Origin of the sequence: Pseudomonas retamae (genome assembly GCF_043496865.1) — a bacterium.
GTDB classification, from domain to species: domain Bacteria; phylum Pseudomonadota; class Gammaproteobacteria; order Pseudomonadales; family Pseudomonadaceae; genus Aquipseudomonas; species Aquipseudomonas retamae.
Genome location: NZ_JBIEIL010000013.1, coordinates 175,526 through 196,173, shown reverse-complemented (window position 1 = coordinate 196,173; position 20,648 = coordinate 175,526). Strand labels below are relative to the sequence as shown.

Here is a 20,648-nt window from a genome sequence, read left to right as displayed (position 1 = left end):
CTCACTGATCGTCGAAATACCGCTCATGCCAATCCACCAGCGGCTGTGGCGAGTTGAGCTTCTGGCCGTAGATCACCGAGTACGACAGCACGTTCTGCACGTACTGGCGGGTTTCGTCGAACGGGATGCTTTCCACCCAGACGTCGAAACTCAGGTGGTCGGCGCCGCGCAGCCATTGGCGTACGCGGCCCGGGCCGGCGTTGTAGGCGGCGGAGGCGAGGACGCGGTTGCCGTTGAACTGGCTGTGTACCTGGCTCAGGTAGGCGGCGCCGAGCTGGATGTTCTTGTCCGGGTCGAGCACCTGCTGCGGCGAGGCCAGCGGGATGCTGAACTTGCGTGCAGTTTCCTTGGCGGTGCCGGGCATCAATTGCATCAGGCCGCTGGCGCCGACGCCGGAGCGGGCGTCGTCCATGAAAGCGCTTTCCTGACGGGTGATGGCGAACACCCAGCTCGAGTGCAAGCCACGTACCTTGGCTTCACGCACCAGCGTGTCGCGGTGGGCCATCGGGAAGCGAATATCGAGATCGTCCCAATACTGCGCCTGGCTGATGGTACGGATCGCCGGGAAATACCATTTCAGGTCATAGGCGAGTTTGGCTTGGGCGACCATTTCGTCACGGTTGAAATGGCGACTGACGTGATACCACTCGCGGCGACCGTCGACGATCTGCCCGCGCGCGTGGAATTCCAGCGCACGACGCACGCCCGGTGTGTTGCGCACCTTGTTGATCAAGGCTTGGCTAAGCACCAGCGGCTTGTTGTTCAGCGAGTACGGCGATTGCGAGCGATCGGCGGCGAGGAAGCCATAGAAGTCACGCTCCCGCGCAAGGTTCTTGTACAGCGTCTGGGCTTGTGGATTCTGCGGCTGGGCCAGTTCGAGGCTGCGCGCCTGCCAGTAGCGCCAGCGGTTGGTGGTGGCCAGATCCTGCGGCAGGCGTTTGGTCAGCTCATAAGCGTCGTCCCAGCGGGCCAGACGCAGCAGCAGGCGCAAGCGCCATTCGGAAACAGTGTTGTCGCGCAGTTCCGGATCGTACTTGGTCATCACGTCGAGGGCGCGGCTGTCGAAACGGCGGGCCAGGGTCAAGCCGATTTCGCGGGCGATCGCGACTTTTTCATCACGGGAGAAGTGCATGCTGCTGGCGTAACCATCGAGCAGAGCCATGGCCTTGTCCGGGTCCTGACGGGCGAGGCGGCGCAGGCCGAGGCTGACCACGTCGGACATCGGCTCATCGGCCGGGGTGAAGCGCGACGGCTGGTTGAGAAGCTCAGGTTTTTGTGCAACGTCGACCAGCAAACGACCGCGCGGGGCGAGGGTGGTCAAGCCGTTGATCAGGCTGTTCGCCAGCGGATAATTACGCGCTTGCGCGGCGAGTTTGGTGCGTTCCCAGCGTTTCTGTTCGGTGAGCTGGCCGTCAGCCGCCCAGATGCCGAACAGTGCATCACACGCCGCCGGTTGCGATTTGCCGGTCAGCCAGAGTTTTTCCGCGTTGGCGTAACCCTCGGCCTTCTTGTCGTGGCTGATCTGGTATTGCGCATTCAAGCAGTCGAGTTCGGTGAAGTTGAGCTTCGGGTCGTAATACTTGACGAAGGTGGCCCAGTCGCCGCGGTCGGCGAGCCAGCGCAGCCAGCGCAATTTCATCCAGTTGGCCTGAGGCAGATCACCGTGCTCGGCGAGAAACTTCTCGATCTCGGCGTTGCTTGCAGACTTCAGGCGCGCGGTCAGCTCGTCGTAGGCCAGATACGGTTCCAGCGGATAATCGGCCAGCGCCTGGCTGTAACGGAAATACGGGCCGGTATCGCCCTTGGCCAGCGCGCGCTTGGCTTCATCGTAATACTGGCGTTGGGTGGAGAGGTCCACCGCCTGGGCGGATTGAGCGGCAGCGGCGGTGAACAACAAACAGGACAAAACACTGAAAAGGCGACTGCGCATGAGACATCCGGGCAGAGAAATCATGACAAGTGCCGACCTCGGTCAGCACTGAATTGTCTGTAGCTTAGCCTTTTGCCAGCAAGCGGCGAAAGCTTTGCAGGGCTTACAGCACAAGTTCGCAACAAATGTTGTGCAGAGTGCTTCCACAGACAAATTGCCGGCCTGCGCGAGCGCTGTTTCAGGTAGAATGCGCCCCCGGTTTTTGGAGAAGCTCATGACCCTGCTCAAATTCAGCGATGTGTCCCTTGCGTTCGGCGCTATGCCGTTGTTGGACAAGGTGTCCTGGCAGATCGCCCGTGGTGAGCGGGTGTGCATCATCGGCCGCAACGGCACTGGCAAGTCCAGCATGATGAAACTGGTCAAGGGCGACCAGAAGCCCGATGACGGCTCGGTGTGGCGTGCCCCCGGTCTGAAAATCGGCGAATTGCCACAAGAGTTGCCGGTGGCCGACGAGCGGACCGTGTTCGACGTGGTTGCCGAAGGCCTTGATGGTGTCGGTGCGTTGCTCGCCGAATACCATCACCTGAGCCAGAACATCGTCACCGATGCCGATCTGGACAAACTGATGCACGTTCAGCACGACCTCGAAGCCCGCGATGGCTGGCGCTTGCAGACGCTGGTTGACAGCACCCTCAGCCGCCTGCAACTGCCGGCCGACAAGACGCTCGCCGAGTTGTCCGGCGGTTGGCGTCGTCGCGTGCTGCTGGCACAGGCGCTGGTCTCCGAGCCGGATCTGCTGCTGCTCGACGAACCGACCAACCACCTCGATATCGGGGCGATTGCCTGGCTCGAAGAAGCACTGAAGGATTTCCAGGGCGCCGTGCTGTTCATCACGCACGACCGTTCCTTCCTGCAAAACCTCGCCACGCGCATTCTCGAACTGGACCGTGGTGGCCTGATCGACTGGAATGGCGACTACGCCAGTTTCCTCGTGCACAAAGAAGCTGCACTGGCGGCTGAAGAGACCGCCAACGCGCTGTTCGACAAGCGTCTGGCTCAGGAAGAAGTGTGGATCCGTCAGGGCATCAAAGCCCGTCGCACCCGTAACGAAGGCCGCGTACGTGCGCTGAAAGCCTTGCGTGTGGAGCGCAGCGAACGTCGCGAGCGTACCGGCAAGGCCAACATTCAGCTGGAAACCGCCGACAAGTCCGGCAAGCAGGTGATGGTCCTCGAGAATGTGAGTTTTGCTCACCCGGGCGGGCCGTTCCTGATCAAGGATTTCTCGATGGTGTTGCAGCGTGGCGACCGTATTGGTCTGCTTGGCGCCAACGGTACCGGCAAGACCACCCTGCTGAAGTTGATGCTCAGCGGTCTGCAACCGACCAGCGGCAAAGTGGAAGAGGGCACGCGCATCGATGTGGCCTATTTCGACCAGTTGCGCCATCAGCTGGATCTGGAAAAGACCGTGATCGACAACGTTGCCGAAGGCCGCGACTTCATCGATATCGACGGCCAGAGCCGGCATGTCCTGAGTTACCTCGGTGACTTCCTGTTCAGCCCGCAGCGTGCGCGCACGCCGGTCAAGGCGCTGTCGGGTGGTGAGCGTGCGCGTCTGTTGCTGGCCAAGCTGTTCAGCAAACCGGCGAACCTGCTGGTGCTCGACGAACCGACCAACGACCTCGACGTCGAAACCCTCGAGCTGCTCGAAGAAGTGCTGCTGACCTTCAACGGTACAGTGCTGATGGTCAGCCACGACCGGGCATTCCTCGACAACGTGGTCACCAGCACGCTGGTCTTCGAAGGTGAAGGCAAGGTGCGTGAATACGTCGGTGGCTATCAGGACTGGATCCGTCAGGGGGGCTCGCCACGCCTGCTGGGCGTGACCGAAAGCAAGTCGGGCAAGGCTGACCTGAATTCGGCTGTGGTCACCGCTGAGCCGGCACAGGTGGCGGCACCTGCCGCTGCGGCTCCGGCGGCGAAGAAAAAGCTGAGCTACAAGCTGCAACGCGAGCTGGAAGCCTTGCCGGGCGACATCGACGCCAAGGAACAGCAGATCGCGGCGGTCGAAGCGGAAATGGCCGAGGCTGGTTTCTATCAGCGCCCGCCGGCAGAGACTGCCAAGGTGATCGCTTCGCTGGAGCAGTTGCAGGCCGAGCTGGATGCATTGGTGGAGCGTTGGGCCGAGCTGGATGCCTGATTGATCCGGATGTAAAAAGCCCGGCGCTCAGTGATGAGCGCCGGGCTTTTCATATGTGATGCGATTCGAAGGCGGGTGCAGGTCAGAATGTGGGAGCGAGCCTGCTCGCGAAAGCGGTGTATCAGGCGACATTCATGCTGTATGTGTAGCCGCCTTCGCGAGCAGGCTCGCTCCCACAATGGTCAATGCCTTTCAGCGCTTCGTCAGGTGCACCGCCAGCACATCGCACGGCGCACCGTGCAATACGTCGTTGGCGGTCGAGCCAAGCAACAGCGCCAGACCGTGGCGGCCATGGCTGCCCACCACGATCAAATCGCAGGTTTGTTCCTTGGCGAAGTGATGGATTTCCTGGCGTGGCTGGCCGTAGGTCAAATGACAATTGGCGCCTTCGAGCTCGGGATATTTCGATTTCAGCTTCTCGAGGCGTTCTTTGGCCTGATCGAACTGCTGTTGTTGCAGTTGTGACAGATCCATCGGCACGTCGCCGCCGAACGCCATGGCCATCGGTTCGACGATATGCACCAGCGACAGTTTGGCGCCATTGCTGACCGAAAGCTCACGGGCGCGGTGGATGACAGGGTCGCACTCTTCAGTCAGGTCTACGGCGACCAGGATGTGGTGGTAGGGCATGAGGTGCTCTCCTGAGGTTTCAATAGTGGTAAGTATGGCTGGTTTCGAGCGCAATGGTTCCAAAGTGACACATGGCGCTCACCGAGAATGGGGAATAGAGATATGACGGTCTGGTTGGTGGTGTCAATCCTGCTGGTGGTTTTAAGTCCGCTGGCCTGGCTGCGGCCCTCCCGCGCGCAAAGCGGACGCATTGCACTGCGCACGGAGGCGCGACGCATCGGTCTGGCCATGCAACTGGCACCTCAGGAATGGCCGCACTGGCTGACGCAGCAGCCGCCAAACCCGTGCGCGCAATACTATCGCCCGCGTCGCAGCAATCAGTCGGCCTGCTGGACGTACTGGCAGAAATCGCCGGGGGTGTGGGTCAATCAATGGCAGGAAGTCTGCGAGGATCGTGCATTGCTCAATCATTTCGAAAAATTGCCAGGCAACGTCTTCAAGGTAGAGGCCGACAAGCAGATGATTGCGCTGTATTGGGGCGAGAAGGGTGACGCTGCGGTTTTGCAGGATATTGACGCAACACTGAAAGCGCTGGCATGAACTGCGGACTTTTCGCACTGCAACGGTGTGAAAGGTCCGGCAGACGCGCATTAAAAAGCCCGACATGATTCATCGGGCGGGGTTGGCCAGGCAGGCCGGAAATAGTTTTCTGCTGGCGCGGTTTCAAGCGCTGTGCATTTCCCTGTAGTCCCACCAGCGTAGCCCTTTAAACAAAGGCTGCGATGGATCAGGGCGATTTTTCTAATTATTGATTCTATGAATGGCTGGACATGCAAGTGCGTGTTGCAGGTCTTTGTCCTACGGAAATGACCGCAAAGTCGCATTTCAACCGGTATTTTGGGCGATTGACAATTGCCGGGAATTCCGAGAAGGTGACGTACCCAAATCAAACGGGCGTATGAATTGAGCGTTTGTCTTGCAGACTGCTCCTACAGAATCCCGACTATCGCGTTGGCGGGTGTGCCGGGTGGATTGGCGTTAGCATTGACGAAAAAGCGTCCTGCCGAGCCATTCGCCTGCGTCCGACGTGTACTGTTCAGCTTCCATATCGTGGAGATCAGTTGATGATTTACGAAGGTAAAGCCATCACGGTTAAAGCTCTTGAAAGTGGCATCGTCGAATTGAAATTCGACCTCAAGGGTGAGTCCGTCAACAAGTTCAACCGTCTAACCCTGAACGAACTGCGTCAGGCCGTAGACACCATCAAGGCAGATGCTTCGATCAAGGGCGTGATCGTCAGCAGCGGCAAGGACGTATTCATCGTCGGCGCCGACATCACCGAATTTGTCGACAACTTCAAGCTGCCGGATGCCGACTTGGTTGCTGGCAATCTCGAAGCCAACAAGATCTTCAGCGATTTCGAAGACCTCAACGTGCCAACCGTAGCGGCCATCAACGGCATTGCCCTCGGCGGCGGTCTGGAAATGTGCCTGGCGGCTGATTATCGCGTCATGTCGACCAAAGCCAAGATCGGCCTGCCGGAAGTCAAACTGGGCATCTACCCAGGCTTCGGCGGTACCGTGCGTCTGCCGCGCCTGATCGGTGTCGATAACGCCATCGAGTGGATTGCCGCCGGCAAGGAAAACCGCCCTGAAGACGCCCTGAAAGTCAGCGCTGTCGACGCTGTGGTTGCCCCTGAGAAACTGCAGGAAGCGGCCCTTGAACTGATCAAGCGCGCCATCTCCGGCGAGTTCGATTACAAGGCCAAGCGTCAGCCGAAACTTGAAAAACTCAAGTTGAACGCCATTGAACAAATGATGGCTTTCGAAACGGCCAAAGGTTTCGTGGCCGGTCAGGCTGGCCCGAACTACCCGGCGCCGGTCGAAGCGATCAAGACCATCCAGAAAGCCGCGAACTTCGGTCGTGACAAGGCCCTGGAAGTCGAAGCCGCCGGTTTTGTCAAACTGGCCAAGACGTCTGCCGCGCAGAGCTTGATCGGTCTGTTCCTGAACGATCAGGAATTGAAGAAAAAGGCCAAGGCCTACGACGAAATCGCCAAAGACGTGAAGCAGGCTGCGGTACTCGGCGCTGGCATCATGGGTGGCGGTATCGCCTATCAGTCGGCGTCCAAAGGCACGCCGATCCTGATGAAGGACATCAACGAGCACGGTATCGAGCAAGGCCTGGCCGAAGCCGCCAAGCTGCTGGTTGGCCGCGTTGACAAAGGTCGCATGACCGCTGCGAAAATGGCTGAAGTGCTCAACGGCATCCGTCCGACCCTGTCCTACGGAGACTTCGGTCACGTCGATCTGGTTGTCGAAGCAGTCGTCGAGAACCCGAAGGTCAAGCAAGCGGTACTGGCAGAAGTCGAAGGTCAGGTCAAAGAGGACACCATCCTTGCGTCCAACACCTCGACCATTTCCATCAGCCTGCTGGCGAAAGCCCTCAAGCGTCCGGAGAACTTCGTCGGCATGCACTTCTTCAACCCGGTGCACATGATGCCGCTGGTGGAAGTGATCCGTGGCGAGAAGTCGAGTGAGCTGGCCGTTGCCACCACCGTTGCCTACGCCAAGAAAATGGGCAAGAACCCGATCGTCGTCAACGACTGCCCGGGCTTCCTGGTCAACCGCGTGCTGTTCCCGTACTTCGGCGGTTTCGCCAAGCTGGTCAGCGCCGGCGTCGACTTCGTCCGTATCGACAAGGTCATGGAAAAATTCGGCTGGCCAATGGGCCCGGCCTATCTGATGGACGTGGTCGGCATCGACACCGGCCACCATGGTCGTGACGTGATGGCGGAAGGTTTCCCGGACCGCATGAAGGATGACCGTCGCTCGGCCATCGACGTGCTGTACGAAGCCAAGCGCCTGGGCCAGAAGAATGGCAAGGGCTTCTACGCCTACGAGGCTGACAAGAAAGGCAAGCAGAAGAAAGTTGCCGATCCGTCGGTGCTCGAAGTGCTCAAGCCGATCGTTTACGAGCAGCGCGAAGTCACCGACGAAGACATCATCAACTGGATGATGATCCCGCTGTGCCTGGAAACCGTGCGTTGCCTGGAAGACGGCATCGTTGAAACCGCCGCCGAAGCCGACATGGGTCTGGTCTACGGTATCGGTTTCCCTCCATTCCGTGGCGGTGCGCTGCGCTACATCGATTCGATCGGTGTTGCCGAGTTCGTTGCCCTGGCTGACCAGTACGCTGATTTGGGCGCGCTGTACCACCCGACCGCGAAGCTGCGCGAAATGGCCAAGAACGGCCAGAGCTTCTTCGGTTAAGCGCCCCCAACTAGAGTGAGAGTGAACTTATGAGCTTGAATCCTAGAGACGTCGTGATTGTCGACTTCGGTCGTACTCCGATGGGCCGCTCCAAGGGCGGCATGCACCGCAACACCCGCGCCGAAGACATGTCGGCGCACCTGATCAGCAAATTGCTGGAACGCAACGCCAAGGTCGATCCTGCTGAAGTCGAGGACGTGATCTGGGGCTGCGTCAACCAGACCCTGGAGCAGGGCTGGAACATTGCGCGCATGGCGTCGCTGATGACCCAGATCCCGCACACCTCGGCCGGCCAGACCGTCAGCCGTCTGTGTGGCTCGTCGATGAGTGCGCTGCACACCGCCGCGCAAGCGATCATGACCGGCAACGGTGACGTGTTCGTCGTCGGTGGCGTCGAGCACATGGGCCACGTAAGCATGATGCATGGTGTCGATCCGAACCCGCACATGTCGCTGTACGCGGCGAAAGCCTCGGGCATGATGGGTCTGACCGCTGAAATGCTTGGCAAAATGCACGGCATCACTCGCGAGCAGCAGGACGCCTTCGGCGTGCGCTCCCACCAGCTGGCCCACAAGGCCACCGTGGAAGGCAAGTTCAAAGACGAAATCATCCCGATGCAGGGCTACGACGAGAACGGTTTCCTGAAACTGTTCGACTACGACGAAACCATTCGTCCGGAAACCACCCTGGAAAGTCTGGCGGCGCTCAAGCCGGCATTCAATCCGAAGGGCGGCACCGTGACTGCCGGTACTTCGTCGCAGATCACTGATGGTGCTTCGTGCATGATCGTGATGTCGGCGCAGCGTGCCCAGGACCTCGGTATCCAGCCAATGGCGGTGATCCGTTCGATGGCAGTGGCGGGTGTGGACCCGGCAATCATGGGCTATGGTCCTGTGCCGGCAACACAAAAAGCCCTGAAGCGTGCGGGCCTTGGCATCAACGATATCGACTTCTTCGAGCTCAACGAAGCTTTCGCTGCACAGGCTCTGCCAGTGCTGAAAGATTTGAAAGTACTCGACAAGATGAACGAGAAGGTTAACCTGCACGGCGGCGCGATCGCCCTGGGTCACCCGTTCGGTTGCTCCGGTGCACGTATTTCCGGCACCTTGCTGAACGTGATGAAGCAGAATAGCGGCACCTTCGGGGTGGCCACTATGTGCATTGGTCTCGGCCAAGGCATCTCCACCGTCTTCGAACGCGTTTAAGCGTCTCGTCGATGGAAGCCGGGGCCCAGTGCCCCGGTTTTTGTTTTTGGGTTTTTTATTTTATTTTGAAAAAATTTCAGTGAGGGCCGAAGCATGCCGATACAACCTGGGCTCTACCAACATTACAAAGGTCCGCAGTACCGTGTGTTCAGTGTTGCGCGGCACTCCGAGACCGAAGAAGAAGTGGTCTTCTACCAAGCCCTGTATGGCGATTACGGCTTTTGGGTACGCCCGCTGAGCATGTTTCTCGAGTCGGTCGAGGTTGACGGCGAACAGGTGCCACGCTTTGCTTTGGTGCAGGTCGAACCGAGCGTTTTTGACAAGGCATGAGGCGAGGGCGCAGACAACCCTGTGCTTGACCTCACCTTGTATCAACTATATATAGCGGTGCCGCGTCAGGCGCCAACCGCCTTTCACTTCTAGAATTCAGGAATTTTCTGATCCATGGGCAAATCGCTGGTCATTGTGGAATCCCCGGCTAAGGCCAAGACCATCAACAAGTATCTGGGTAACCAATACGTGGTGAAGTCGAGTATCGGCCATATCCGAGACCTGCCCACCAGCGGTTCGGCTAGCGCCAGCAAAGAGCCAGCCGCCAAGCGTGGCAAGGCTGCCGCGGGTGAAGCTCCGGTACTCACGCCGAAAGAGAAAGCGCGCAAGCAGCTGGTCTCGCGTATGGGTGTCGATCCCGATCATGGCTGGAAGGCCCAGTACGAGATCCTTCCGGGTAAAGAGAAGGTCATCGAAGAGCTGCGCCGGCTCGCCAAGGATGCTGACACCATCTATCTCGCAACCGACTTGGATCGCGAAGGGGAAGCCATTGCCTGGCACCTGCGCGAAGCCATCGGTGGTGACGACAGCCGCTACAAGCGCGTGGTGTTTAACGAAATCACCAAAAAGGCGATTCAGGAAGCTTTCTCCCAGCCGGGCGAGCTGGACATTGATCGGGTCAACGCACAGCAGGCGCGGCGTTTCCTTGACCGTGTCGTCGGCTACATGGTCTCGCCACTGCTCTGGGCGAAAATCGCCCGCGGCCTGTCCGCTGGCCGGGTGCAATCGGTTGCGGTGAAACTGGTAGTCGAGCGCGAACGGGAAATCCGTGCGTTCAACCCGGAAGAGTACTGGGAAGTGCATGCCGATCTCGGCACCACCAAGGGCTCGACCGTGCGTTTCGAAGTGGCTCGCGAGAAAGGCGAAGCCTTCAAGCCGCTGAACGAAGCCCAGGCCATGGCTGCGCTGGAAAAGCTCAAGGCATCCAGCTACAGCATCGTCAAGCGCGAAGACAAGCCGACCAGCAGCAAGCCGTCGGCACCGTTCATTACGTCTACATTGCAACAGGCGGCGAGCAACCGCCTGGGCTTCGGCGTGAAGAAAACCATGATGATGGCCCAGCGTCTGTACGAAGCCGGCTACATCACTTACATGCGTACCGACTCGACCAACCTCTCGGCTGATGCCGTGGCGATGGCACGGACCTATATCGAAGAAGAGTTCGGCAAGAAGTACCTGCCGGAATCACCGAATGTCTACAGCAGCAAGGAAGGCGCACAAGAGGCGCACGAAGCCATTCGTCCGTCTGACGCCAACACCATCCCGAGCAAGCTGGCGGGCATGGAGCGTGACGCAGAGCGCCTCTACGAGTTGATCTGGCGCCAGTTCCTCGCTTGCCAGATGCTGCCGGCGCAATACCTGTCGACCACCGTCAGCGTCGGCGCTGGCGACTTCGAGCTGCGTGCCAAGGGCCGCATCCTCAAGTTCGACGGCTACACCCGCGTCATGCCGCAAATTGCCAAGCCTGGCGATGACGACGTGCTGCCCGACATGGCGCAGGGCGACGTGATGAAGCTGATCAAGCTCGATCCGTCGCAACACTTCACCAAGCCGCCGGCGCGTTACTCGGAAGCCAGCCTGGTAAAGGAAATGGAAAAACGTGGCATCGGTCGTCCTTCGACTTATGCGGCGATCATTTCGACCATTCAGGATCGCGGTTACGTGACCCTGCACAACCGTCGCTTCTATTCGGAAAAGATGGGCGACATCGTCACCGAGCGTCTGTCCGAGAGCTTCTCGAACCTGATGGACTACGGCTTCACCGCCGGCATGGAAGAGAACCTCGATGACGTCGCACAGGGCGAGCGCGACTGGAAAAGCGTGCTGGACGAGTTCTACGGTGACTTCAAAAAGAAACTCGAAGTAGCCGAAAACCCGGACAACGGCATGCGTGCCAACCAGCCGGTCATGACCGACATTCCGTGCACCACCTGCGGCCGTCCGATGCAGATCCGTACCGCGTCGACCGGCGTGTTCCTCGGTTGCTCGGGTTACAGCCTGCCGCCGAAAGAGCGTTGCAAGGCCACCGTCAATCTGGTGCCAGGCGACGAGATCGCTGCGGACGACGAGGGTGAATCGGAGTCGCTGGTTTTGCGCGGCAAGCATCGCTGCCCGATCTGCAGCACGGCGATGGATGCCTACCTGCTCGACGAGAAGCGCAAGCTGCACATCTGCGGTAACAACCCGGATTGCGCCGGCTACGAAATCGAAGAGGGCAGCTACCGGATCAAGGGCTACGAAGGTCCGAGTCTGGAGTGCGACAAGTGCGGCAGCGAGATGCAACTCAAGACCGGCCGTTTCGGCAAGTTCTTCGGTTGCACCAACCCGACTTGCAAGAACACCCGCAAACTGCTGAAAAGCGGTGATGCGGCGCCACCGAAGATGGACCCGGTGAAGATGCCTGAGCTGAAATGCGAAAAAGTCAACGACACCTACATCCTGCGTGACGGGGCATCCGGGCTGTTCCTGGCGGCCAGTCAGTTCCCGAAAAACCGCGAGACCCGTGCTCCGCTGGTGATCGAGATTCTGCCGCACAAGGACGAGATCGATCCAAAGTATCACTTCCTCTGCGAAGCGCCACAGAAGGATCCTGATGGTTTGCCAGCAGTGATCCGCTACAGCCGCAAGACCAAGGAGCAATACGTGCAGACCGAAGTCGACGGCAAACCAACCGGTTGGAAAGCGTATTACGACGGTGGCAAGTGGACGGTGGAAGACAAGCGCAGCGCGAAAGCCAAGGCTGAGTAAGCGTTAGTCAGACACTGAAAAGGCCGCATGTGAACCTTCGTTTACATGCGGCCTTTTTGTTTTGTGCTTGCGGTCGGATCGGCTGATCCATGACACTGTCCGGCCTGTGTGAAGCAATTATTTCGTCGTGGAGGCTGCCGTCATGGCTCACGAACTCTATACCCGCACCAACCAGAAGATCTATTTCGCCGGCCTGTCGCTGGAAGCCCTGGCTCGCGCCGAGGAAGGGCGGGCAATGAATTCGCTGGCGCTGATTCAGGCCGGACGTGAATCGGCGCTGTTTCACCTCTACGGTGCCTTATTGGGGCTTTGCCATGAGATCGCCGGTTTCTATCGCCTGCCGCAGGCGAGTGCGCCACGTGCAGAGATGTTGCTGACACGTGAAGTGCTGGAGTCGATTGCGATTCCCGAACTGGCTGAGATGGTCGAGCTGGCGGCTAATTCGGAAACCTGGCTGGCAAAATTGCTGGCCGCACACTCAGCGTTGTTTCAGCCACCGCGAGCGCCACATAAACCCAAGGGCGACGTAACGCAGCCGTTGATCCAGGCGATCAATCTGGATGAAGAGCAGGCGCCGGAGGAATTGAGTCGTGAGGAGCTTGAGAGCTGGCGGCAGAATCTGAAAGGCCTGGCCATTCGTTTTCGCGAAGGCCTGAATGAATGCTGAGGGCGATTGAGGCGGTGGCAATCTGAAACATGCTACTGGTCAAGATCCCGAGCGAAGCCCGAATGATGTCTATATAATGCCTGCCTTTCGTGGAGAACAGACTTTTATGCCAACGTCCTTTCTAGAAATTGTCGAGTTACCAGACGGCCGAATCGAACTGCGCAGGGCCGAGGACGAAGGTTCTTTGGTGACACTGGATTTCTCCGAGGATGCCAAAGTATTCCTGCAAGGTCAGCATGTTGAAATCGCCAAGGCGATGTTGAGCGTCGGCGTGCAAATGGCCGGCCGCATGGTCGAGGGCGAGTTTGATAAGGAAGAGGGGCCGCGGGTTCTTCATTGATTCTGCCCTGTTTTCGTCATCGGCATTACCGCTTCAGATCGGCTTCTCTTTCCCTGGAGAAGCCCTGCTCTTCACACAGCGCGTACTCCGCATCAACCCAATCGAATATTCAGACTCTGCGCATCGCCTGTACGGGCGGCGCCGATCAGTTGCTGGCGCAAACTGGCGTTCAGCGGATTGAGCCAGGTAACCACCGTGTGACTGCGACCCAGCCGCAACGCTTCGCAAGCCAGTTGCTGAGCACTTTGTGCCCCCCGCGGTTGCAGCAGCAGAATGCGTTCGCGGTTCAGGCCGGCGTCCCGCAGCCAGGTCTGTGTCAGGCTGGCTGGTGGCGCGATCAGCGTCAGCCAGCGCGCATCCTGATCTTCGCTGAGTTCGCGCAGGATCGGCGCGAGCAGGTTCAGGCAGTTCCCGGCAGCGCCACGCAGTGACAGCTCGCTGAATACTTCAGGTTCGGCAGTCCATGGGCGCTCGACCACGTCTTTGAGGATCGGCGCCAACGGTTGCGCCAGAAACGCTTCAAACAAAGGCAGTTGTGTTTGCTGAGGGGTATGTGGGAACTGCATAAAGCCTCCTATTAGCGGCGGATGACGCCGACACTCAAGCCTTCGATCACCAGTTCCTGATCCTTCAGGTCGACTTCGATGGGTGCGAACTCCGGGTTCTCGGCAATCAGCCAGACCTTGCTGCCTTCACGCTTGAAGCGTTTGACCGTCACTTCATCGCCGATACGGGCCACTACGACCTGACCGTTGCGAGCTTCACGCGTGGTGTGGACCGCCAGCAAGTCACCATCGAAAATGCCGATGTCCTTCATGCTCATGCCATGTACCCGCAGCAAATAATCGGCGCGGGGATGGAAGAAGGTCGGATTGATGTTGCAGGACTCTTCGATGTGCTGCTGTGCGAGGATCGGCGCGCCGGCGGCGACCCGGCCAATGATCGGCAGGGTGGAGTCGTCGGGTTTGGCCTCGAAACCGGGAATGCGAATCCCGCGAGAGGCGCCGGGGGTCATCTCGATGGCGCCTTTGCGGGCCAGCGCCTTAAGGTGTTCTTCAGCGGCATTGGGCGATTTGAAGCCCAGCTCCTGAGCGATTTCCGCACGGGTTGGCGGATAGCCGTTGTCTTCGAGGCAACGTTTGATAAAGGCCAGAATCTCGGCTTGGCGTGGCGTCAGCTTTAGCATATTGATCGCTCTGTCTTTTTATACAGTGACTGGGATTATATACAGTGAAGCGAGCTTGGCAATGACCGTTTTTCGGGACGCCGCCAGACGGTCAGCAGGCACGCTTTTTAATCCGCCGGGCTTGTGTGGTTAAATAGCTGACCGACCATTCCCAAAACGAACCGGCAGGCTTGACATTGCATAGGCTGAAACGTATGTTTCAAACAAGTGTTTGTCAGGCGGAGTAGCCATGGCCCAGTCGGAAACCGTTGAACGCATTCTTGATGCTGCCGAACAGTTGTTCGCGGAGAAAGGTTTCGCGGAAACCTCATTGCGTTTGATTACCAGCAAGGCCGGCGTCAACCTGGCAGCGGTGAACTATCACTTCGGCTCGAAGAAAGCGCTGATTCAAGCGGTGTTTTCGCGCTTCCTCGGGCCGTTTTGCATCAGCCTCGACAAAGAGCTGGAGCGGCGCCAGGCCAAACCTGACAACAAGCCGAGCCTCGAAGAGCTGCTGGAAATTCTCGTTGAGCAGGCGCTGGTGGTTCAACCGCGCAGCGGCAATGACCTGTCGATCTTCATGCGTTTGCTCGGCCTCGCTTTCAGTCAGAGCCAGGGCCACTTGCGCCGTTATCTGGAAGACATGTACGGCAAGGTATTTCGTCGCTACATGTTGCTGGTCAACGAAGCGGCGCCGCGTATTCCACCGATCGAGCTGTTCTGGCGCGTGCACTTCATGCTCGGCGCCGCCGCGTTCAGCATGTCCGGCATCAAGGCCTTGCGGGCGATTGCCGAGACTGATTTCGGCGTCAATACCTCGATCGAGCAAGTGATGCGCCTGATGGTGCCATTCCTCGCCGCCGGCATGCGCGCTGAAACCGGCGTCACTGATGCAGCCATGGCCACTGCGCAGTTGCGTCCGCGCAGCAAATCGACACCGGTTGCCGCCAAGGTTTGACCGCACACGGGTGGGCGCGGCAGCGGGGATCCGCTAAGCTAGCCGCCCATGCCGATTCTCGTTCTGAACCCGATCAACAGAAAAGTCACTGACCTGCCGAGTGCTGCTCACGGCAGTCACTGGCTGTCGACCGGGTTTTCTGTTTCCAAGGAATTTCTATGACTGCTGGCCTGCAAGGCTCGTTGATGGTGGACGTCGCCGGTACCTGGCTGACGGCCGAAGATCGCCAATTGTTGCGCCAGCCCGAAGTGGGCGGCCTGATCATTTTTGCCCGCAACATTGAACATCCGCGACAAGTGCGCGAACTCAGCGCAGCGATTCGCGCGGTGCGCCCTGATCTGCTGCTGGCGGTGGATCAGGAGGGCGGCCGGGTGCAGCGTCTGCGTCAGGGCTTTGTGCGTTTGCCAGCGATGCGCGCCATCGCTGACAACCCGAACGCCGAATACCTGGCCGAGCAATGCGGCTGGATGATGGCCACCGAAGTGCTGGCGGTCGGTCTCGACCTGAGCTTCGCCCCGGTGCTCGATCTGGACTATCAGCGCAGTGCCGTGGTCGGTACCCGTTCGTTCGAAGGCGATCCGGAACGCGCCGCCGTCCTCGCTGGAGCATTCATTCGCGGCATGAACGGCGCCGGCATGGCCGCCACCGGCAAGCATTTCCCCGGCCACGGTTGGGCCGAGGCGGATTCACATGTGGCGATCCCGAACGACGAGCGTAGCCTGGAAGAGATCCGCGCCAACGACCTGGTACCCTTTGCCAGGCTCAGCAAGCAGCTGGCCGCCGTGATGCCGGCGCACGTCATCTACCCGCAAGTCGATGCGCAACCGGCCGGTTTCTCTCGCCGCTGGCTGCAGGACATCCTGCGCGGCGAACTGCAGTTTGACGGAGTGATCTTCAGCGATGACCTGTCGATGGCCGGCGCTCACGTGGTCGGCGATGCCGCCAGCCGCATCGAAGCCGCACTCACCGCCGGTTGCGACATGGGCCTTGTGTGCAACGACCGCGCCGCCGCTGAACTCGCGCTCAGCGCTGCGCAGCGCATGAAGGTCAAGCCGTCTGCGCGTATTGCACGCATGCGTGGTCAGGCCTTTGCCAGCACCGATTATCGTCAGGATCCGCGTTGGCTCACCGCCATCGGCGCGCTCAAAGACGCTCAACTGATCGATTAAGGATTTTCGCTATGACCGTTTACGCAATCATCGGTGGCACCGGACTGACCCAGCTCGAAGGCTTGAGCATTCGCCAGTCGCTGGCGGTGGACACCCCGTATGGCGCGCCGTCGGCCGAGGTGCAGATTGGCGAGTACGCTGGCAAGGAAGTGCTGTTCCTCGCCCGTCATGGTCACCCGCATCGCTTTCCGCCACACAAGGTCAACTACCGCGCCAACCTCTGGGCGTTGAAGCAGGCCGGCGCTGAAGCGATCATCGCGGTCAATGCGGTGGGCGGGATTCATCCGGCGATGGGCACCGGGCATTTCTGTGTACCGCACCAGATCGTCGACTACACCAGCGGTCGTGAGCACACCTTCTTCGCCGATGACCTGGAACACGTTACGCACATCGATTTCAGCTTTCCCTATAGCGAAGCGTTGCGTCAGCGCCTTATCGCCGCCGTGGCCGCCGAAGGCTGCGAGTACAGCGACCAGGGCGTTTATGCTTGCACCCAAGGGCCGCGCCTGGAAACGGTCGCCGAGATCGTGCGCCTGGAGCGTGACGGCTGCGATATCGTCGGTATGACCGGCATGCCAGAAGCCGCGCTTGCCCGTGAGCTGGACCTGGATTACGCCTGTCTGGCATTGGTGGTAAACCCGGCGGCGGGCAAGACGACCGAAGTCATCACCATGGCCGAGATCGAGCAGGCGCTGCACGCTGGCATGGGCAAGGTCAAATCGACGTTGGCGCGGGTATTGGCCGGCTAAGGACTGTTCATGAGCGCGCTTATCGAGGAAATCCTATCGCTGCCGTGGACCGACGCGTTCACTAGCAACGCGCTGGCCAAGGCTCGCGCTTATGCGCTTGAGGATCGCGTCGAGATCCTCGAAGTCAATGACAGGCAAATCACCGCATTCTGCGTCGGGTCCAATCAGACGGCCTATGAGCAAACCCTTTCCATAGCCCGGCACCGAGGCGGGGGCGGCCTGCGTTGCTATTGCTCATGTCCGGTCGGCTTCGACTGCAAGCATTGTGCAGCGGTGCTTTATTGTCTGGATATGAATGTCAGCGAAGCCTCCGGGCAGGAGGCTACGGTTGAGCTCGGTCGCTCACTCGAGCATTGGCTGTCCACCATTCCCGCGACCGCCCAGGCTGCCGAGGAAACTTCGCAAGCGGCGAGCACGCGGCTGTTTTATCAACTGAAGGCTTCACCGGTTGCCGGCAAGTGGCAGCTGGATATTTTCAAGGTTTATCAGCTCAAGAGCGGTGAGCTACGCGACGTCAAACCGTTGTACTCGCTGTCGGACCTGTTGATGCGCCAGCCCGGTTACCTGACCGAGCAGGATCTGCGCATTGCCCGGTTGCTGATGGCGATGCACTCCCATCACGCCTATTACAGCGGTTATCCGCTGGAGGGCAGCAGCGGTGCCGAGCTGCTGGAAATGCTCCTGCGCACGTCGCGGCTGTTCCTCGATTTTCAAACCTTGCAGCCGCTGACGGCGGGCTCCAGCCGCAGTGCGCAGTTTGCCTGGGCCGAACAGGCTGACGGCAGTTATCGCCCGCAATGGACAAGTGCCGAGGCGCCGGTGGAAAACGTGCTGGCGCTGGAGCCGCTTTATTATCTGGATCGCGAGCAGCGCCAGATCGGTCTGTTACTCAATGATCTCGATGAGAAGCTGGCCTGCCACCTGGCCCTGGCACCGGAGATTCCGGCGCATCAGGCGTTGCAGTTCAGCCATCGCATGAGCGCGGCGACCAAGGTGGCGCCTCCGCACAAACTGACGGAGCGCATCGTCGAGGATGTGGCTCCCCAGGCTTATCTGATCCTGGCGAGCGGCAAACGCTACACGCGCTGGCAATACGAGCCGGAGCACTGCGCCGCTTTGCTGTTCACCTACGACGGCCATCCGGCGCAGGATCGCAACCCGGAAGTGATGATTCTGTCCGGCGCCGAAACCCAGCGTATCCAGCGTCAACCCGCCGCCGAAAAAACCTTGCGTCAACAACTGCAAAAACACGGTTTCAAGAAAGCCTCGCGCAAGAGCAGCATCGATCTTCCGGGTGAGATGTTCACGCTACCCGATGATTCTGCGTGGTTGACCTTTGCCCAGCAGGGTGTCCCGGTCTTGCGCGGTGCCGGCTGGAAGGTCGACGTCAGCAGCAATTTTCATTTCAACGTGGAACCGGTCGAAGACTGGTACGCCGAGATCGAAGAGGATGCCGGTCGGCAATGGTTCGATCTGCAATTAGGCATTGTCGTCAATGGCGAGCGCCACAGCCTGTTGCCGATTCTTCTGCATCTGCTGCGTAGCCAGCCGCAGTTGCTCGATCCTGTTTCCCTGGCAGAGCGCGGTGACGACGAGCTGCTGTTGGTTGAGTTGAGAGGCGGGCGCATTGATGCTGCCGACGGTGGCAAAGTCGCACTGCCTTACGGCCGGGTCAAACCGCTGATGGCCACGCTCAGTGAGTTGTATCTGGGCGGCCATCGCGTTGAAAGCTTGCGCTTGAGCGCTCCGGATGCGGCGCGTCTGACGCTGCTCGACGGGGTGCCGCTGACCTGGCAGGGCGGCGAACGCCTGCGCAGTTTCGCCCAACGCCTGCGCGAATCGACTTACACACCGGTCGCTGCACCTGCCGGCCTCAACGCGCAGTTGCGCCCCTATCAGCTCGAAGGCCTGAACTGGATGCAGACCCTGCGCGAACTGGGGGTGGGCGGCATTCTCGGCGATGACATGGGGCTGGGCAAAACCCTGCAGACCCTGGCGCATCTGCTGACGGAAAAACAGGCCGGGCGCCTTGATCGTCCGGCGTTGGCGGTGATGCCCACCAGCCTGATTCCGAACTGGCTGGACGAGGCGCAGCGTTTCACCCCGCAATTGAAGGTGCTGGCGCTACACGGATCAGCACGGCAAAAAGACTTCGCCGGCCTGACCGAATACGATCTGGTGCTGACCACCTATGCGTTGTTGCCACGGGATCTGGAAGTGCTGCAGCCGCAGCCGTGGAGCGTGCTGATTCTCGATGAAGCGCAGAACATCAAGAACCCGGTAAGCAAGGCCGCCCAGGCTGCCTGCGATTTACAGGCCGACCAGCGCCTGTGCCTGAGCGGCACGCCGCTGGAAAACCATTTGGGCGAGCTATGGTCGCAGTTCCACTTCCTGATGCCGGGTTGGTTGGGTGACAGCAAAACCTTCAATCGCGACTACCGCACGCCGATCGAAAAACACGGCAATGCCGGGCGCATGCAGCACCTGACCGCGCGGATCAAGCCGTTCCTGCTGCGCCGCAAGAAAGATCAGGTCGCCACCGAGTTGCCGCCGAAAACCGAAATCGTCCACTGGGTCGAACTCAGCGATGGCCAGCGCGACGTCTATGAAACCGTGCGCGTGGCCATGGACAAAAAGGTCCGCGACGAAATCGCTCGCAGTGGCGTCGCGCGCAGCCAGATCATCATTCTCGATGCGTTGCTCAAGCTGCGTCAGGTCTGTTGCGACCTGCGGCTGATCAACACGCCGCTGACGGCCAAGGCGCTGCGTTCCGGCAGCGGCAAGTTGATCAGTTTGATGGAGATGCTTGAGGAGTTGCTCGGCGAAGGGCGGCGGATTCTGCTGTTCTCGCAGTTCACCTCGATGCTCGCATTGATCGAGCAGGAATTGCAGCAGCGCGGGATCGGCTATTCATTGCTGACCGGCGACACTACCGATCGACGCACGCCGGTGAAGGATTTTCAGGGTGGCAAGGTGCCGCTGTTTCTGATCAGCCTCAAGGCCGGCGGCACCGGTTTGAACCTGACCGCCGCCGACACGGTGATTCACTTTGATCCGTGGTGGAACCCGGCAGTGGAAAATCAGGCCACCGATCGGGCGTATCGCATCGGCCAGAACAATCCGGTGTTCGTCTACAAGCTGATTGCCCGTGGCACGGTGGAAGAAAAAATCCAGGCGCTGCAGCAGGAGAAGGCGGCGCTGGCCGGGGCGGTGCTGGAAGGCGGTACGACGGGTGGTTTCAAATTGGAGCAGAGCGATATCGAGGCGCTGTTTGCGCCGTTGCCTGTTTCCAGGGATTGAGGTTCAGGGTTTGAACCGAGTCGGGACCCTTCGCGAGCAGGCTCGCTCCCACACTTAATCCAGATTCACTGGAGATCCAATGTGGGAGCGAGCCTGCTCGCGAAAGGA

The 20,648-nt window shown here is 59.7% G+C and carries 16 protein-coding genes; 12 read left to right on the top strand and 4 right to left on the bottom strand.

Annotation, left to right across the window (positions count from 1 at the left end):
* Position 1 precedes the first annotated feature (1 nt).
* The gene (locus ACGSLL_RS23510; protein WP_394508121.1) at positions 2–1,930 is read right to left on the bottom strand and encodes a transglycosylase SLT domain-containing protein; all 1,929 of its coding nucleotides are present in this window, start codon (positions 1,928–1,930) and stop codon (positions 2–4) included.
* A 214-nt stretch (positions 1,931–2,144) separates the two neighbouring features.
* Between ACGSLL_RS23510 and ACGSLL_RS23505 the strand changes: the two genes are divergently transcribed.
* A complete protein-coding gene (locus ACGSLL_RS23505; protein ID WP_394508120.1) occupies positions 2,145–4,067 on the top strand; it encodes an ATP-binding cassette domain-containing protein in 1,923 nt (640 codons plus the stop codon).
* Positions 4,068–4,259: 192 nt separating this feature from the next.
* On the opposite strand, the gene ACGSLL_RS23500 is transcribed toward ACGSLL_RS23505, so the two are convergent.
* Positions 4,260–4,697, bottom strand: coding sequence for a universal stress protein (locus ACGSLL_RS23500; protein WP_203418802.1), 438 nt, complete (start codon positions 4,695–4,697; stop codon positions 4,260–4,262).
* A 102-nt stretch (positions 4,698–4,799) separates the two neighbouring features.
* Here ACGSLL_RS23500 and ACGSLL_RS23495 point away from each other — a divergent pair, with 102 nt between their 5' ends.
* The 7 genes from ACGSLL_RS23495 to ACGSLL_RS23465 all read left to right on the top strand — a co-directional run bounded on the left by ACGSLL_RS23495 (position 4,800) and on the right by ACGSLL_RS23465 (position 13,199).
* Positions 4,800–5,237: a hypothetical protein gene (locus ACGSLL_RS23495; RefSeq protein WP_394508119.1), complete on the top strand. Its 438-nt coding sequence runs from the start codon at positions 4,800–4,802 to the stop codon at positions 5,235–5,237.
* Positions 5,238–5,761: 524 nt separating this feature from the next.
* On the top strand, positions 5,762–7,909 hold the full coding sequence (fadB, locus tag ACGSLL_RS23490) for a fatty acid oxidation complex subunit alpha FadB (RefSeq protein ID WP_394508118.1): 2,148 nt from the start codon (positions 5,762–5,764) through the stop codon (positions 7,907–7,909).
* A 29-nt stretch (positions 7,910–7,938) separates the two neighbouring features.
* Positions 7,939–9,114 (top strand): acetyl-CoA C-acyltransferase FadA, encoded by a 1,176-nt coding sequence (gene fadA / locus ACGSLL_RS23485; protein WP_007910465.1) that lies wholly within the window; start codon positions 7,939–7,941, stop codon positions 9,112–9,114.
* Between the two features lie 93 nt (positions 9,115–9,207).
* Positions 9,208–9,444, top strand: coding sequence for a DUF1653 domain-containing protein (locus ACGSLL_RS23480; RefSeq protein WP_093099868.1), 237 nt, complete (start codon positions 9,208–9,210; stop codon positions 9,442–9,444).
* A gap of 114 nt (positions 9,445–9,558) precedes the next feature.
* Positions 9,559–12,192 carry a type I DNA topoisomerase gene (gene topA, locus ACGSLL_RS23475; RefSeq protein WP_394508117.1) on the top strand — a complete coding sequence of 878 codons (2,634 nt, stop codon included), beginning with the start codon at positions 9,559–9,561 and terminating at the stop codon, positions 12,190–12,192.
* A gap of 142 nt (positions 12,193–12,334) precedes the next feature.
* Entirely contained in the window at positions 12,335–12,859 is a 525-nt protein-coding gene (locus tag ACGSLL_RS23470; RefSeq protein ID WP_394508116.1) for a DUF6586 family protein, read from the top strand.
* Positions 12,860–12,965: 106 nt separating this feature from the next.
* Positions 12,966–13,199: a hypothetical protein gene (locus tag ACGSLL_RS23465; RefSeq protein WP_394508133.1), complete on the top strand. Its 234-nt coding sequence runs from the start codon at positions 12,966–12,968 to the stop codon at positions 13,197–13,199.
* Positions 13,200–13,291: 92 nt separating this feature from the next.
* Here ACGSLL_RS23465 and sulA read toward each other — a convergent pair whose 3' ends face one another.
* Positions 13,292–13,765, bottom strand: a complete 474-nt coding sequence (sulA, locus tag ACGSLL_RS23460; RefSeq protein ID WP_394508115.1) for an SOS-induced cell division inhibitor SulA — start codon at positions 13,763–13,765, stop codon at positions 13,292–13,294.
* Between the two features lie 11 nt (positions 13,766–13,776).
* Complete coding sequence (gene lexA / locus ACGSLL_RS23455) at positions 13,777–14,385, bottom strand: transcriptional repressor LexA (RefSeq protein ID WP_064588433.1); 609 nt, start codon at positions 14,383–14,385, stop codon at positions 13,777–13,779.
* A gap of 229 nt (positions 14,386–14,614) precedes the next feature.
* Between lexA and ACGSLL_RS23450 the strand changes: the two genes are divergently transcribed.
* The 4 genes from ACGSLL_RS23450 (at position 14,615) to ACGSLL_RS23435 (ending at position 20,540) form a co-directional block, all read left to right on the top strand.
* On the top strand, positions 14,615–15,322 hold the full coding sequence (locus ACGSLL_RS23450; protein ID WP_394508114.1) for a TetR/AcrR family transcriptional regulator: 708 nt from the start codon (positions 14,615–14,617) through the stop codon (positions 15,320–15,322).
* 158 nt (positions 15,323–15,480) lie between these two features.
* Entirely contained in the window at positions 15,481–16,491 is a 1,011-nt protein-coding gene (gene nagZ, locus ACGSLL_RS23445) for a beta-N-acetylhexosaminidase (protein ID WP_394508113.1), read from the top strand.
* Between the two features lie 11 nt (positions 16,492–16,502).
* Positions 16,503–17,240: an S-methyl-5'-thioinosine phosphorylase gene (locus ACGSLL_RS23440; RefSeq protein ID WP_394508112.1), complete on the top strand. Its 738-nt coding sequence runs from the start codon at positions 16,503–16,505 to the stop codon at positions 17,238–17,240.
* 9 nt (positions 17,241–17,249) lie between these two features.
* Positions 17,250–20,540, top strand: a complete 3,291-nt coding sequence (locus tag ACGSLL_RS23435; RefSeq protein WP_394508111.1) for a DEAD/DEAH box helicase — start codon at positions 17,250–17,252, stop codon at positions 20,538–20,540.
* Positions 20,541–20,648: the final 108 nt, after the last annotated feature.

Bases quoted from the DNA above. Each gene is read 5' to 3' on its own strand.
- sulA (WP_394508115.1), bottom strand. From the start codon at position 13,765: ATGCAGTTCCCACATACCCCTCAGCAAACACAACTGCCTTTGTTTGAA.
- ACGSLL_RS23510 (WP_394508121.1), bottom strand. From the start codon at position 1,930: ATGCGCAGTCGCCTTTTCAGTGTTTTGTCCTGTTTGTTGTTCACCGCC.
- fadB (WP_394508118.1), top strand. From the start codon at position 5,762: ATGATTTACGAAGGTAAAGCCATCACGGTTAAAGCTCTTGAAAGTGGC.
- ACGSLL_RS23440 (WP_394508112.1), top strand. From the start codon at position 16,503: ATGACCGTTTACGCAATCATCGGTGGCACCGGACTGACCCAGCTCGAA.
- topA (WP_394508117.1), top strand. From the start codon at position 9,559: ATGGGCAAATCGCTGGTCATTGTGGAATCCCCGGCTAAGGCCAAGACC.
- ACGSLL_RS23505 (WP_394508120.1), top strand. From the start codon at position 2,145: ATGACCCTGCTCAAATTCAGCGATGTGTCCCTTGCGTTCGGCGCTATG.
- ACGSLL_RS23435 (WP_394508111.1), top strand. From the start codon at position 17,250: ATGAGCGCGCTTATCGAGGAAATCCTATCGCTGCCGTGGACCGACGCG.
- ACGSLL_RS23495 (WP_394508119.1), top strand. From the start codon at position 4,800: ATGACGGTCTGGTTGGTGGTGTCAATCCTGCTGGTGGTTTTAAGTCCG.
- fadA (WP_007910465.1), top strand. From the start codon at position 7,939: ATGAGCTTGAATCCTAGAGACGTCGTGATTGTCGACTTCGGTCGTACT.
- lexA (WP_064588433.1), bottom strand. From the start codon at position 14,385: ATGCTAAAGCTGACGCCACGCCAAGCCGAGATTCTGGCCTTTATCAAA.
- ACGSLL_RS23470 (WP_394508116.1), top strand. From the start codon at position 12,335: ATGGCTCACGAACTCTATACCCGCACCAACCAGAAGATCTATTTCGCC.
- ACGSLL_RS23465 (WP_394508133.1), top strand. From the start codon at position 12,966: ATGCCAACGTCCTTTCTAGAAATTGTCGAGTTACCAGACGGCCGAATC.
- ACGSLL_RS23480 (WP_093099868.1), top strand. From the start codon at position 9,208: ATGCCGATACAACCTGGGCTCTACCAACATTACAAAGGTCCGCAGTAC.
- nagZ (WP_394508113.1), top strand. From the start codon at position 15,481: ATGACTGCTGGCCTGCAAGGCTCGTTGATGGTGGACGTCGCCGGTACC.
- ACGSLL_RS23500 (WP_203418802.1), bottom strand. From the start codon at position 4,697: ATGCCCTACCACCACATCCTGGTCGCCGTAGACCTGACTGAAGAGTGC.
- ACGSLL_RS23450 (WP_394508114.1), top strand. From the start codon at position 14,615: ATGGCCCAGTCGGAAACCGTTGAACGCATTCTTGATGCTGCCGAACAG.